This is a genomic window from Streptomyces griseochromogenes, assembly GCF_001542625.1.
Classification (GTDB): domain Bacteria; phylum Actinomycetota; class Actinomycetes; order Streptomycetales; family Streptomycetaceae; genus Streptomyces; species Streptomyces griseochromogenes.
Genome location: NZ_CP016279.1, coordinates 3,544,769 through 3,558,655, shown reverse-complemented (window position 1 = coordinate 3,558,655; position 13,887 = coordinate 3,544,769). Strand labels below are relative to the sequence as shown.

The window sequence follows — 13,887 nt, the reverse complement described above, 5'->3', positions numbered from 1 at the left end:
TCGTCGCCGTCGCGCCACCGTGGGACCCGGCGCGGCTCACCCGAAGCGAACGGGCAGGCTAGGGTGGCCGCGTGGCGAGAGTGCGGTTGAGTGTGGCCAAGCGGCGGGAGGATCTGCTGCGGGCGGCCATCGGGCAGATCGAGGCGCGGGGCGTGGCGGCGGTCAGGATCGCCGATGTGGCCTCGTCGCTCGGCGTGAGCAACGCGCTGGTGCTGTATCACTTCTCGACGAAGGAGAAGCTGGTCGCCGCCGCCTTCGCCTATGCGGCCGAGGACGACCTCGCGCATCTGCGGGGGCTGCTGGGCCGGCGGACCACCGCGCTGCGCCGGCTGCGGGCGGCGGTGCGCTGGTACGCGCCCACGGGCCAGGCCAAGGGCTGGCGGCTGTGGATCGAGGGCTGGGCGGTGGCGCTGCGCGAACCCGCTCTCCGGGAGGTCGCGCGGGACCTCGACAAGCAGTGGAAGGCCGCGATCGCCGAGGTCATCGCGGAGGGCGTGGCGGCGGGCGAGTTCGTGTGCGCCGACCCGATGGGGGCGGCCCTTCGGCTGACCGCGCTCCTGGACGGGCTGGCCGTGCAGCTGACGTCGTATCCGGGCGCGGTGCCGCGCGCGCGGGCCCAGGCATGGGTGGACGACGCCCTGGCCCGGGAACTCGGGCTGGAGCGGGAGGCGTTGACCGCGCCGGGGCGGTGAGCGGGCCGGGGCGGGCGCACACGTGTGCCCCGCACCGCTGAGCCTGCGGTACGGGGCACGGGCGCGGGCCGTCAGGCGACCGATGCGATCCGCATCTTGATGTCGTCCGGCGACAGGGCGCCCTTCGCCGTCACATGGTCCCCGGAGGACTCGCCGCGCAGTCGGCGTCCGATCCACGGCACGAGGTACTCGCGGGCCCAGTGGACGTCGTCCCGGCGGATCTCCAGGGTGCCCCGGGGCGGCAGTTCCGGCCAGGGCTGCTCCGGATCGGCCGGGACCTCGAGGCCGAGGGCCTGGCCGGCGCGCAGCGCCACGCGCGTGTGTCCCTCGGGCGAGAGGTGCAGCCGGTCGTCGTCCCAGGCCCTTCGGTCCTGGACGGACTTGAGGGACCACAGGTCGAGCACGGGACAGCCGTACCGGTCCGCGACGGCACGCACATGCCCGTTGTAGGTGGCGATCTTGCCGCGCAGGTGCTTGAGCAAGGGGACGCCACGGGTGTCGAAGCCGGTCGTCACCAGCACGGTGCCGGCGACCTCGGTGAGCTGGGCCACGGCCCGCTCGAAGCGCTCGGCCACCTCGTCCGGGTCGGTGCCGGGCCGGATGATGTCGTTGCCGCCCGCACAGAAGGAGACCAGATCCGGGGCCAGTTCGACGGCCTGCGGAAGCTGGTCGGCCATGATCTGGTCGAGCAGCTTTCCGCGCACGGCCAGGTTCGTGTACGCGAAGTCGCCCTCGGGCCGCCGGTCGGCGAGCAGTACCGCGAACCGGTCGGCCCAGCCCACGAACGCCCCGTCGGGGCCGGGATCGCCGACGCCCTCGGTGAAGCTGTCCCCCACCGCCACGTACGACCCGATCACTGATGTGTTGTCACTCTTCGAATCGTCTGCCACATCGGACCATGATTCACCTTCGGATGTGACTTACGCGACCGTAATAAGGGGTTGACGAGCGGTGACATAAGACACCTTTGAATAGTTGGTGAACCTGGAATAAGGCCCTGGCCACACGCGTTGACGCGGCGAACGAGCGCAACGCCGAAGGCCGGACCCGGGGATCGGGTCCGGCCTTCGGCCGCGTGTCAGGCAGGTGCTCTCCAGAGGGGCGCGGCGCCTCAGCCGACGGCGACGCCGTGCGAGCGGAGGTAGCCGACCGGGTCCACGTCCGAGCCGTAGTCCGGGGTGGTGCGGATCTCGAAGTGCAGGTGCGGGCCGGTCACGTTGCCGGTCGCGCCGGACAGACCGATCTGCTGGCCCCCGGTCACGGTCTGGCCGGCCGAGACGGAAAGCTGGGAGAGATGGGCGTATTGGGCGTAGTAGCCGTCGTTCAGCCTGATGACGACCTGGTTGCCGTACGCGCCGCCCCACCCGGCGGAGACGACGGTGCCGGCGGCGACCGCCTTGACGGAGGTGCCGGTCGGGACGACGAAGTCGACGCCGGTGTGGTAACCGCTGGACCACATGCTGCCGGCCACGTGATAGCCGGTGCCCACGGTGGCGCCGTCGACCGGGAGGGTGTAGCCGGTGGAGGGGGCGGAGGGCGCGAAGGTCTGCGCGCCGGAGTCGGACGGCCGCGAGGGCTGCGCGGGCGCGGGGGACTCGGTCCGCGTACGGGCGGACTTCCCGCCCAGCGACAGCTTCAGGCCCGGGTGGATCAGCGAGGGATTCTCGCCGACGGCCTGCCGGTTGTCGTCGTAGATCCGGCGCCAGCCGCCGCTCACCTGCTGCTCGTCGGCGATCTTCGCGAGCCAGTCGCCGGACTTCACCGTGTAGGTGCGCACGCCGGAATTCCGCTGCGCGGGAACCTTCTTCTCGGCCGTCTTCTCCACGGCGGGAAGGGACTGCACGGCCTTTGAGGAAACGGAGTGCGTGGTGGTGGCGTGCGCTCCGGTGGCCCCGAGGAGCGGCAGGGCCAGCGCGGCACCGCCGGTGCCGGCGACAGCGATCGAGCGGGTGAAACGCGGGGGCTTGGGGCGGCGGTGCTTACCCTTCGCGGGCATGGCGCATTCCTCTCCGGCGCCTGCGAGGTGAGCTGTCGGGTTCGGGCTGGAGCTGCCCGGCCGCGCGGTGCGCGGCTGCACCCCGAGCCTGCCCCGGAGACCGGGACAGGCAGTGGTACCTGGCGGGTCCCCCGCTCCTGCCGAACACGGGTGAAGTGTGTGGGGACTCCGGGCGGCGGCAGGATTCGGCGTTCCGACCGGATTGGTGGCGAACGTAGGCGAGCAAGACGCAGCGGACAAGCCGCAGGTTCCCGGCATCCCAGCTGCCGCTGATCGAATTCGGGAATTCACGGTCACCCTCCGTAAATTCCCGGATCCTCCTTTTCTTCAAATTCCTGTGCCGATATGTGAATTACGTGGACATGACGTGCGACACACGGTCACGAATATGACGCTCCTCACGCGCCACACTCCCACGCCCCCTCATTCCAGAGCGAGTTGGAATTAAGGCTCCAATTCAGACATAAGGCTCAGATGCGGCGTAGTCGGAGAACCGTCGCATCCAGGTCACCCTTCAGTCCGGTGCTCAGCCCGTGGTGCAGCAGCACGGCACCACGGTGCACTTCGCCCGTTTCGCGGCATTCGTACGACGCTGTCGGGTCGAGTCCGCGCAGTCGCACCGACGGCACCGCTTCGCCGTAGCGCTGCGCCTGGAGGCAGGCGAGGACCACGGCCTCGTCCCCGAGGACGTACTGGACGACGCTCAGGCCGCCCGCCGGGGGCCGCAGCCGGTACTGGTCGCCGCGCTGGACGACCGGGCGGATCTCCTTGTAGAGAGCCACCCACTCCCGGGCCTCGGCCAGCTCCCGGTCGCTCCACTCGGTGAGGTCGCCGCCGACGCCGAGCACCCCGGCCATCGAGCTGACGAACCGGAATCGCAGCGAGCTGACCCGCCCGTTCAACTGGGTGTTCGGGCTGTCGGTGACCCAGGCCGCCATGACCCGCGCGGGGTGGATCTGGCTGAAGCCGTGCTGGATGGCGAGCCGGTCGAGCGGATCGGTGTTGTCGGAGGTCCACACCTGGTCGGTGCGACCGAGCACACCGAGGTCGATCCGGCCGCCACCGCCCGAGCAGGACTCGAAGGCGACCTGCGGGTGGGCGGCGCGCAGCCGGTCCAGCAGGTCGTACAGAGCGCGGACGTGGTCGACCCACAGACGTTGCGGGTACGGCTCACCGGGCCAGCCGGCGTCGGTGAAGCAGCGGTTGAAGTCCCACTTCACATAGTCGATCGGGGCGCCGGACAGAAGGGTGTCCAACTGTTCCCACAGGTACTCCTGGACATCCTCCCGGGCGAGGTTGAGGACGAGCTGGTTGCGCAGTTCTGTCCGCTTGCGTCCCGGTTGGTACTGGACCCAGTCGGGGTGGGCGCGGTAGAGGTCGCTGTCCGGGTTGACCATCTCGGGTTCGACCCAGATACCGAACCGCATGTCCAGGGCGTGCACGTAGTCGGCGAGAGGTTTCAGGCCCTTGGGGAAACGGGCGGGGTTGGGTGTCCAGTCGCCCAGTCCGGCCCGGTCGCTGGTGCGGGCGCCGAACCAGCCGTCGTCCACGACGAACAGCTCGACGCCGATCGCCGCGGCCCGCCGGGCGAGGGCGGTCTGCTGGTCCTCGGAGATGTCGAAATTGGTCGCCTCCCAGGAGTTGAACAGCACCGGCCGGTCCCGCTCCGCGTCCGGGACGACATGCGTCCGCTGGTAGGCGTGCCAGGTGCGGCTGGCCCCGCCGAAGCCGCCGTCGCTCCACAGGCCCGCGAAGACGGGGGTGGTGTACGACTCCCCCGGCTCGAGGAGCAGCAGGCCCGAGTCGTCGTAGCCGGCGCCGCCGGTGATCTGCACGCGCGCGTCCGGGAGCTGGGCGACGGCGATCCGCCAGGTGCCGGACCAGCCGAGCGCGCAGCCGTAGACCTCGCCGCGCTCCTCGGTGGCGTCGGTGTCGAGCGCGACCCAGGGCAGGTGCTGGTGGCCGGTGTGGCCCCGGCGGCTGCCGATGATCTTCTCGCCGTAGGTGAGCGGTGCGGTGGTGAGCAGGGACTCGGCGGCCCAGCGGCCGTGCAGCTGGGACAGCCGCCAGCCCTCGCGGTCGGGCAGGGTCCAGGTGGCGGCGTCGGCGCGCAGCAGCTCCACGCGCGCGTGCCCGCCGTTCTCCACGGTCGTCCAGCGCTCCACGACGTCGCCGCGCATCCGGTAGTGCAGGGTGACGGCGAGCCCGTCGTCGTCGAAACGCAGCCTCAGTTCCTCGTCGCCCGCGCCGCCTCGGGTGTCGTACGACACGAAGCGCCACTCGGTGCCGCGCCGCTCCTCGGTGCGCACGGACAGGGCGGGGCGGACGAAGCGGGGGCCGCCCTCGACGGGGTACTCCTCGCGGCCGTCGAGCGGGGACTCGAAGGGCCAGTAGGCCGGCAGCGGGCTCACGGCCAGGGCCTCGGCGTCGGCGAGCGCGATCCGTGGGCCCCAGTGGAGGTGCAGCAGTTCGTCCGCATCGGTGAGATGCAGCGCATAACTGCTGGTGGGCCCCGACAGGAGCCACGTGCGACCGTTTTCGGCGATGTCCGCCATCGAGACCTCACAGGTGCCAACAGATCCGCTCAAGTGCGAACATCATCAGGCTCTGTGGCCCCTGGTGGCAACGCCTGTGGACAACTCATTGCCCGAGGAAATCGATGTCGTATCGTCGACTGAGCGCCCGTCGACGAACCGTGCCGACGGGGCCGACTGGGAGGAGCCCCCGTGACGCAGCAGGTCCCGTCGACCGAGCCCGAACTGGCCGGAGTGCGCAACTTCCGTGACGTCGGCGGACTGCCGGCCGTGGACGGACGGCGAGTGCGCCACGGAGTCCTGTTCCGCAGCGGCCATCTCGCGCACGCGACCGAAGAGGACGCGGCCTTCCTCGCCTCCCTGGGCCTGCACACGATCTTCGACTTCCGCAACGCGGCCGACCAGAAGCTGGAGGGCCCGGACGTCGAACTGCCCGGCGTACGCAATGTGAATCTGCCGCTGAGCGACCCGGCGGACGGCGCCGAGTTCTGGAAGATGGTCCGCGACGGCGACCTCGACCAGCTGCGCGGCATCCTCGCGGACGGCCGGGCGGCGGGCCGGATGGTCACCTCGTACCGCACGATCGTCAAGGAGCGCACGGCCGAGCACTCCCGGGTGCTGCACGCGATCGCCGAGGACAGTGTGCCCGCGCTGATGCACTGCGCGGCGGGCAAGGACCGCGCGGGCATCTCCATAGCCGTCGCGCTCCTCGCCGTGGGCGTGGAGCGGGAGGCGATCGTCACGGACTACCTGGAGTCCAACGCCAAGCACCGGCGCTACAAGGTCCGCCGCAACGGCAGCCCGGACACCGCGTACACGCCCGAGGTGATGGAGCTGCTCAGCCCGCTCTTCGACGCCCGCGCCGAGTACCTCCAGGCGGCGTTCGACAGCATCGAGGAGACCTGGGGCGGCACGGACGCCTACTTCGAGAAGGGCCTGGGGCTCGCTCCCGAGACCCGGGAGCGGCTGCGGGCGCGCCTGCTCGACTGACGCGGCTCGGCGCACGGCGCTCATCCCTCGGCGCTCATCTCATCCCTTGGCTCCGACCGCGAACAGCAGATAGAGGAACGCGGCCAGCACATGCCCGAGGGCGATGTAGATGATGAGGCGGATCCACAGGGAGCGGGGGAACTTCTCCTCCAGGTTTCTCATGGCAGCTCTCCAGTCAGTGGGCCCAGGCACAGTGTGGCCGTGGGGCTCTGCAGCAGGGTGTGGACGAACAGCAGCTCCACGCCGTCGTGGTCCTCGGCGGCGAGGCGGTGCGGGGTGAGTGAGTCGAAGTGCGCGCTGTCGCCGGGCGCGAGCAGGTGCGCGGTGTCGCCGAGGCGCAGGCTGAGCCGTCCCTTGAGGACGTAGAGCCACTCCTCGCCGGGGTGGACGCGCACGATGTCGCCCTGGGTGCCGTACGGCACCCGGACGCGCAGCGCCTGCATGCCCCGCCCGGGGGCTCCGGCCTGGAAGTACATCCAGCCGCCCGCACGGGTCGGCTCCATGTCGGCGGCCCGGACAACCGCGTCCCGGTCGGCGACCGTCTCACCCAGCAGCTCGGAAACGGTCGTACCGTAGATACGGGCGAGCGCGAGCAGCATCGGCAGCGAGGGCTGGCGCTGCCCGGTCTCCAGCCGGGAGAGGTGGGCCGGTGAGAGCCCGGCGGAGCGGGCCGCCGCCTCCAGGGTGAGGCCGGCGCGTCGGCGCAGGCCGCGCAGCTGCGGGGCAACGGCGTACAGCTCGTCGCCGGGCCCCGGCTCGGGAGCGTTCATGTCTCCATTCAGCCGGAGCTTTGCCTGTGCGACAAATTTCTTGCCTCAGAGGCAAGACTCCCTGGCCGTCATCCTCTGGTAGGCCTGGTGCCGTACGTCGGGGTGCGGATGCCCGCGCAGCAGGCGCAGCAGGGACCGCCACTCCTCCGGCCAGCCGAGGGCGCAGCCCGTTCCGGTCACCAGGCCCGCCGCCAGCAGTCCGGTGACGGTTCCGCCGTCGCGGGCCAGCCGGTCGGCGGCCGCCAGCAGGGCCCCGCCGCGCCGGGACAGGGCACCGTGGATCCGGTCGGTCCGCAGCCTGCCCGCGGTCTGCACGGTGACCGTCACTCCGGCGCCCTCCAGGGCCTCCGTCAGCTCCCGCAGACGTTCCAGGACGGCGGCCGGCTCCACGGCGTGGTCGACCAGCCGGCGCAGCAGGTCGGCGTGTTCGGACACCAGCAACGGTTCCCGCGCCAGCAGACCGGCGACCGCCCGCAGCAGCTCGGGCCGCTCGGGCCTGTCGGTGGCCGGTGACACCAGGGTGCGCAACCGCTGCAGCGCCGGCAGATCCCGGTCCGCCAGCGCGTCTCTGCCTCCCTCGGACGTGTGCATCGCGGCCAGCAGCTCGCTCACGGCTCCGTGGAGCGCGCTGCCGGGCGCCGCGCCGCCCACGGGATGCGGCAGATCGGAGGCGGCCAGGTCGCGCAGGACCCACGCCGCGTGCTGCCAGTGCCGGCGGCCGCCGAGATCGCAGACCGTACGGGAGAGACGGACTGCCAGCCCGGGGGCGTAGCGGGCCCAGTCGGCCACGGCCCGCAGCACGCCGTGGGAGGCATAGCCGTCGTACGACGCCAGGCACGCGTCGTACGAGCGGTCGACCACGGCGGCGTATCCGGCGCGGTGCGCGGCGGCCAGTTCCCAGGGGCTGACCTCCGCGACGGCCTGGAGCACCGGCGGGGCGTCGTCGTGTACGGCCTCCTCGAGAAGGTGCCAGGCCTCCGGCACGTCCAGCAGCGGCGGCAGTGCGCGCAGGACGGCGGTGCGCACATCCGGGTGGCTGTCGGGAGCCCGGAAGGCGTGGGCCAGCAGGGCGACCGCCCGCTGCGGCGGCAGGAAGCGGGCGCAGAGCCGTGCGGCCTCCTTGCGGGAGGTGACCTTCGCGGCCCGCTCCCCGGTGAGCAAGGCGCCCAGTGCCAGGGCGAGTTCGGACGGAGCGGTGAACCGTGCGGTGCGGCCCGCCGCGTACACGGCGACGCGGGCCCGGTCACCGCCGGCCTGCTCCAGGAGCGCCGGCAGGGCGTCCTGGGGCCGGTCGGCCCAGGCCAGCGCGGCGAGGGCCGCCTCCGCGACCACCACGTCGCCGTCGTCCTTGTGCCGCATCGCCAGGGCGTGTCCGAGCTCCGGAACCGGCGCGGCCGCCCGGATCGCGGCCGCCCGGTCGTCCGAGGGCACAGAGCCGTCCGCGGCCGTCTGCCCGGCGAGCCGTGCCGCGGCCCGCTGCTGCCGGGGCAGCCAGCGGTCGACGGCGGCGAGGTCCGGCAGCGGACGGCGGGCGCCGGGGACCAGGAAGCGCCCGCAGGGCGGTTCCTCGCCGAGCAGTGTGTCCAGCAGATCCGTGCGGTACCGGGCCAGCACGTGCCGCACCGGGGGAAGGACGACCGCCGACGGTTCGAGCGCGATGATCCTGGCCACCCGTTCGCCACGGGTGGCCGGTGCGGCCAGCCACCGTGCCGCGGCCGCCTCGAAGGCCGAGTCGTCGCCCCGTTCCAGGGCCAGGGCCAGCAGGTCCTGCAGATCGGGCATCCGCCGGGCGCGCGGACCCAGGGCGTCCGCCAGGGCGAGCAGCAGCCGGAAGTCGGATCTGCCGGCCGCGGCTTCCAGCCAGGGCCGCAGTGCCTCGAACACCTCGTGCTCCTGGCCGCGCCGCAGAACCCGGTGCAGGGGCCCGAGGTCCGGCACGCCGACCCGGCCGGCGATCCGCTCCAGGGTGCGCAGAGCCCAGGTCCGCAGGGCGGTTTCGCCGTCTCCGGCGTGCTCGGCCAGTACGCGCTCGGCCAGGGTGCGCAGCGCCGTCAGACCGGCGGCCGAACAGTCCCGTGCCTCCAGGGCGTCGGCGGCGATCCGGTCGAGGGGCACGGCGTCGTCGGCTGCGAACAGCCGGGGACGCACCGTGGTGAGGGCGTGGAGCGCGGCGGTGCGGACGGGGTCCCGATCGTTGCGCAGGCGTTCGGCGAGGGCCAGCACTTCGCCGACGGCCTCGCGGCCGCCGTCCCGGGCGGCGCATGCCACCAGCAGCGGCCAGGCGGCGGCCCGGTCGTCGGCGTCGGGCCGCCGGACCGCGGCGAGCAACTCGGTGCGCGACTCGCCGAACGGTCCGTGGGCGAGCGTGTCCAGGTCGTCCCACCAGTCGGGCCCACCGGTGAACTCGGCCGCCGCCCGCCGTACTTCGGCCCAGCGGCGTTCACGAGGCAGCAGGTCGAGAACCGCGAGGGCCGGCTCCCCGGGCGTCGAACCGTCGCTGACCGTGTCGAGGAACGCCGGGCGGCGACCGGGGGCCATGGCCCGCAGCAGCGCGGCGAAGTGGCCGGTGCGGCGCAGCCAGTGGCGGCCCAGCTCCGGCAGCGACGGGGGCGCGGCCTGCACCAGCCTGCGCAGCACACCGGTCGGCGGTATCGGTTCGAAGCGCTGTTCCCGGCGGGCGGGGTCGGTGATCCAGCGGACCACGCGCTCGGCGTCGGCGTCGACCAGGGGGCCGAGTCCGCAGCACAGCGCGGGCGGCAGACTCTCGGGCCCGTGCCGCTCCAGCAGTGCCAGCACCCGTTCGGGGCGCCGCCGCGCGAGCGCCGCGACCGTCGTGGCGTTCAGTCGCCACCACTCCTGCTGCTGCCGTCCGCCGGCGCGGTCGGCCAGGGCGGCTTCGCAGTGGTCCAGGACCGGGTCGGGATGGCGGCGTGCGAGCTTCGTCCAGCCGTCCACGGCGTGCGCGAGCCGGGGCAGCTCCCGTGCGACGAACGGGGTCGAGCAGGCGGGCAGCAACCGCGCGGCCTCGGCGTCGCCCCACTCCGTGCCGAGACGGGCCACCAGCCGTTCGGCGAGCGTGGTACGGCCGCCGGAGGCGAGCAGGCGTGCCAGCCGCTGTCGTCGTACGGCCGGTGCGTCGTCGTACGCCGCTTCCACCGCCTCGTCCGGCACGGGCAGGACTCGGGCGGCGCGCAGGGCGTATCCGGCGACGACCTCGTCGGGGTCGGCCAGCCGCGCGGCGAGGAAGCCGGCGTCCCGTCCGGCGAAGGCGGCCAGCGCCGCGAGCCTGCGCTCGTACGGCCCGCGCGCGTCGAGGCCGGTCAGGAGCGGAGCGAGTCGTCCCTCGCAGGCCAGCCGGTGAGCGGTCCTCGCGGTGAGGTCGAGGCGCGCCGGGAAGGGCAGCGGTTCGAGGGCGGACAGCAACTGCTCCGCGGTGGTCGGCATCGGGCGATTGTGCCCCGGGTGATCCTTTCGGGCGAATCGATTATCCGAACGGGACGTCTCCTGGCCGGGGCCCGCGGCGGGGCCCCGGCCGGCGAGCCCGCTAGCGGTTGGCCACCGCCTGCTTGATCAGTGTCTTGCCGAAGTCCCACATCAGACCGCCGCCACTGTGCGCGTCGTCCATCACGGCCGTGAAGGCGTCGACGAACCGGTCCACGTCGGCCTCGTCCACGACCAGCGGCGGGATGAGCTTGATCACCTCCAGGTGGTCGCCGGAGACCTGGGTGAGGATCCGGTGGCGCTGCAGCAGCGGTACGACCACCATCTGGGCGAACAGGCCCTTGCGCGCGGCCTGGAGCATGGCCCAGCGGCTGCGCAGCTTCAGCGAGCCGGGCTTTCCGAACTCGATGCCGATCATCAGGCCCCGGCCGCGGACGTCGGCGAGCAGCTCGTACTTGTCGGTCAGCGCGGTGAGCCGGGACTTCAGCAGTTCGCCCGTCGTGCGCACCGAGGCGACGATCCGGTCGTCCTCCATGACCGACAGCACGGCGAGGCCGCAGGCCATCGCCTGGGCGTTGGACCCGAAGCTCGCCGAGTGGACGAGGACGCGGTCCATGGACGAGTAGACCTTCTTGAAGATCCAGTCCTTGCCCAGGGTGGCACCGATGGGGACGTAACCACCGGACAGCGCCTTGGCCACGCACACCAGGTCGGGTTCGACGCCGTCCTCGTGCTGGTAGGCGTAGAAGTCACCGGTGCGGCCGAGGCCGGTCTGCACCTCGTCCGCGATGAGCAGCGCCTTGTGCCCGTGCAGCAGTTCCTGCGCGGCGCGCAGATAGCCGGGCGGGGCCTCGTGCACGCCCTTGCCCTGGATCGGCTCGACGATCAGGGCGGCCACGTCGCCCTTCTTCAGCTCCCGCGCGAGCGCGTCGAGATCGCCGAGCGGTACGGCGGTGTCGGGCAGCAGCGGGGCGAAGCCGTCGCGGAAGCCGTCCTCGCCGTTGACCGACAGGGAGCCGGTGGTCAGGCCGTGGAAGGCGTGGTCGCAGTAGAGGACGCGCGGCCTGCCGGTGGCGTACCGGGCGAACTTCAGGGCGGTCTCGACCGCCTCGGTGCCACTGTTGCCGAAGAACACCCGGTCCAGGTGCGGGCTGTGGGCGAGCAGCCGCTGCGCGAGCAGGCCGGGCAGCGGCTGGCAGTCGAAGCGGGTGAGGTCGGCCAGGTTCAGGTCCAGGACGTCGTGCAGCGCCTTGCGGACGACCGGGTGGTTGCGGCCGAGGCCCATCACCCCGAACCCGGCGAGCATGTCCAGGTAGTCGTTGCCGTCCGCGTCGTAGAAGTGGGCGCCCTCGGCGCGCTCGTAGACCTTGTCGAAGCCGATGGTGTGCAGCATGCGCGGGAGCTGCGGGTTGAGGTACTTCGTGTGCAGCTCGTAGCGCTCGGCTCCGCGCTCGGCCAGGAGGGCGCCGAGGTCGAACTCCGTGGTCATTCAGCTTTCTCCTTGACTGTGCCCCCCGTGTCCTTGACGGCGGGACCCGCGTCCTCGACGGCGCGAGCGGCGTCCCTGACGGCCAGGCTCGCGCCGATCCGCCCGGCGACCTCGACGGGCGTGAGGCCGATGTCGGCCAGCACCTCGCCGCGTTTGGCATGCGCGAGGAACTGCTCCGGAATGCCGAACCGCCGAACCGGCACGTCCACGTCCGCGTCGCCGAGGGCGAGGGCCACGGCGGACCCGACCCCGCCGGCCCGGCTGTTGTCCTCCACGACGGCCACCAGGCGGTGTTCGGCGGCCAGGCCCGGCAGCGCCGGGTCGACGGGCTTGACCCAGCGGGGGTCCACGACCGTGCAGGTGATGCCCCGGGCCTCCAGCAGCTCCGCGGTCTGCAGGCACACCGGTGCCATCACGCCGACGGCCACCAGCAGCACCTTAGGGCGCTCGCCGCGATGCAGGACGTCCATGCCGCCCACATGGCCGATCGCCGGGATCTCCGGTCCCACCGACTCCTTCGGGAAGCGGACCAGGGTGGGCGCGTCGTCCACGGCGACGGCCTCGCGCAGCTGGGCGCGCAGCTGGTCGGCGTCGCGCGGGGCGGCGATCCTGAGACCCGGCACGACCTGGAGCACGGACATGTCCCACATGCCGTTGTGGGAGGCCCCGTCCACGCCGGTGACTCCGGCCCGGTCCAGCACGAAGGTCACTCCGCACCGGTGCAGAGCCACGTCCATCAGCAACTGGTCGAAGGCGCGGTTGAGGAAGGTGGCGTAGACGGCGACGACCGGGTGCAGGCCGCCGGTGGCGAGACCGGCCGCGGAGACGGCCGCGTGCTGCTCGGCGATGCCGACGTCCCACACCCGGTCGGGGAAGCGCGCGGCGAACGTGCCGAGGCCCACCGGGTGCAGCATGGCCGCCGTTATCGCCACGACGTCCTCCCGCTCCTCGCCGATCCTGACGATCTCGTCGCCGAACACCGAGGTCCACGACGGCCCGCCCGAGGGCGAGAGCGGTGCGCAGGTGAGCGGGTCCATCACGCCGACGGTGTGGAAGTGGTCCTCCTCATGGGCGAGGGCGGGCTCGTAGCCGCGGCCCTTCTCCGTGAGGCAGTGGACCAGGACCGGCCCGTGGAAGCGTTTCGCACGGCGCAGTGCCGACTCGACGGCCTTGATGTCGTGCCCGTCGATCGGGCCGACGTACTTCAGCCCCAGGTCCTCGAACATGCCCTGTGGGGCGAAGGCGTCCTTGAATCCCTTCTTCGCGCCGTGCAGGGACTCGTAGAGGGTGCTGCCGACGACAGGGGTGCGCAGGAGTACGTCCTTGCCCCAGGCCAGGACCTTCTCGTAACCGTCGGTGGTCCGCAGCGTGGCCAGGTGGTTCGCGAGCCCCCCGATGGTCGGCGCGTACGACCTCTCGTTGTCGTTGACGACGATGATCAGCGGGCGGTCCTTGGCGGCCGCGATGTTGTTCAGCGCCTCCCAGGCCATGCCGCCGGTCAGCGCGCCGTCGCCGATGACCGCGACGACATGGCCCCTCTCCCCCTGCACCTGACGGGCCTTGGCGAGGCCGTCGGCCCAGCCGAGCGCCGTGGAGGCGTGGCTGTTCTCGATGACGTCGTGCTCGGACTCCTCGCGCGAGGGGTAGCCGGACAGGCCTCCCTTGCCGCGCAGCTTGGAGAAGTCCTGACGCCCGGTCAGCAGCTTGTGGACATAGCTCTGGTGGCCGGTGTCCCACAGGATGCGGTCCACCGGCGACTCGAAGACGCGGTGGAGCGCGATGGACAGCTCCACCACCCCCAGATTGGGTCCGAGGTGCCCGCCGGTTCTCGTCACCGCGTGCACCAGGAACTCACGGATCTCTTCGGACAGTTCGCCGAGTTCCGCCTCGGACAGCGCCTTCAGGTCGCGTGGTCCCCGGATGCTCTCCAGAATCGTCACGCTCGGCCCCCTCTCGGTCCGTGCCGTGCCTTGCC

General features: G+C 72.3%; 10 protein-coding genes and 1 riboswitch. Of the genes, 2 read left to right on the top strand and 8 right to left on the bottom strand.

The window, feature by feature from the left end; translation table 11 throughout:
• Window positions 1–71 precede the first annotated feature (71 nt).
• The gene (locus tag AVL59_RS15215; RefSeq protein WP_099053066.1) at window positions 72–692 is read left to right on the top strand and encodes a TetR/AcrR family transcriptional regulator; all 621 of its coding nucleotides are present in this window, start codon (window positions 72–74) and stop codon (window positions 690–692) included.
• A gap of 71 nt (window positions 693–763) precedes the next feature.
• Here AVL59_RS15215 and AVL59_RS15210 read toward each other — a convergent pair whose 3' ends face one another.
• From AVL59_RS15210 to AVL59_RS15200, 3 genes are all read right to left on the bottom strand, one after another.
• The gene (locus tag AVL59_RS15210) at window positions 764–1,549 is read right to left on the bottom strand and encodes an SGNH/GDSL hydrolase family protein (protein ID WP_067304119.1); all 786 of its coding nucleotides are present in this window, start codon (window positions 1,547–1,549) and stop codon (window positions 764–766) included.
• A gap of 254 nt (window positions 1,550–1,803) precedes the next feature.
• The gene (locus AVL59_RS15205; protein WP_067304116.1) at window positions 1,804–2,688 is read right to left on the bottom strand and encodes a M23 family metallopeptidase; all 885 of its coding nucleotides are present in this window, start codon (window positions 2,686–2,688) and stop codon (window positions 1,804–1,806) included.
• A 4-nt stretch (window positions 2,689–2,692) separates the two neighbouring features.
• Window positions 2,693–2,856, bottom strand: a riboswitch (cyclic di-AMP (ydaO/yuaA leader).
• Window positions 2,857–3,158: 302 nt separating this feature from the next.
• On the bottom strand, window positions 3,159–5,243 hold the full coding sequence (locus tag AVL59_RS15200) for an alpha-galactosidase (RefSeq protein WP_067304114.1): 2,085 nt from the start codon (window positions 5,241–5,243) through the stop codon (window positions 3,159–3,161).
• A gap of 171 nt (window positions 5,244–5,414) precedes the next feature.
• On the opposite strand from AVL59_RS15200, the gene AVL59_RS15195 reads away from it, so the two are divergent.
• The gene (locus AVL59_RS15195; RefSeq protein ID WP_067304112.1) at window positions 5,415–6,212 is read left to right on the top strand and encodes a tyrosine-protein phosphatase; all 798 of its coding nucleotides are present in this window, start codon (window positions 5,415–5,417) and stop codon (window positions 6,210–6,212) included.
• A 39-nt stretch (window positions 6,213–6,251) separates the two neighbouring features.
• Here the strand turns inward: AVL59_RS15195 and AVL59_RS15190 are convergent, their stop codons facing one another.
• From AVL59_RS15190 to dxs, 5 genes are all read right to left on the bottom strand, one after another.
• Window positions 6,252–6,374 carry a DUF6126 family protein gene (locus AVL59_RS15190; protein ID WP_067304109.1) on the bottom strand — a complete coding sequence of 41 codons (123 nt, stop codon included), beginning with the start codon at window positions 6,372–6,374 and terminating at the stop codon, window positions 6,252–6,254.
• A complete protein-coding gene (locus tag AVL59_RS15185) occupies window positions 6,371–6,982 on the bottom strand; it encodes a helix-turn-helix domain-containing protein (protein ID WP_067304106.1) in 612 nt (203 codons plus the stop codon). The genes AVL59_RS15190 and AVL59_RS15185 overlap by 4 nt, the downstream gene beginning before the upstream one ends.
• Window positions 6,983–7,027: 45 nt before the next feature.
• Window positions 7,028–10,426 carry a hypothetical protein gene (locus AVL59_RS15180; protein ID WP_067304102.1) on the bottom strand — a complete coding sequence of 1,133 codons (3,399 nt, stop codon included), beginning with the start codon at window positions 10,424–10,426 and terminating at the stop codon, window positions 7,028–7,030.
• A gap of 100 nt (window positions 10,427–10,526) precedes the next feature.
• Window positions 10,527–11,912, bottom strand: a complete 1,386-nt coding sequence (locus AVL59_RS15175) for an aspartate aminotransferase family protein (RefSeq protein WP_067304101.1) — start codon at window positions 11,910–11,912, stop codon at window positions 10,527–10,529.
• Window positions 11,909–13,852, bottom strand: a complete 1,944-nt coding sequence (gene dxs, locus AVL59_RS15170; protein ID WP_067304097.1) for a 1-deoxy-D-xylulose-5-phosphate synthase — start codon at window positions 13,850–13,852, stop codon at window positions 11,909–11,911. Before dxs ends, AVL59_RS15175 begins: the two co-directional genes overlap by 4 nt.
• Between the last annotated feature and the right edge of the window lie 35 nt (window positions 13,853–13,887).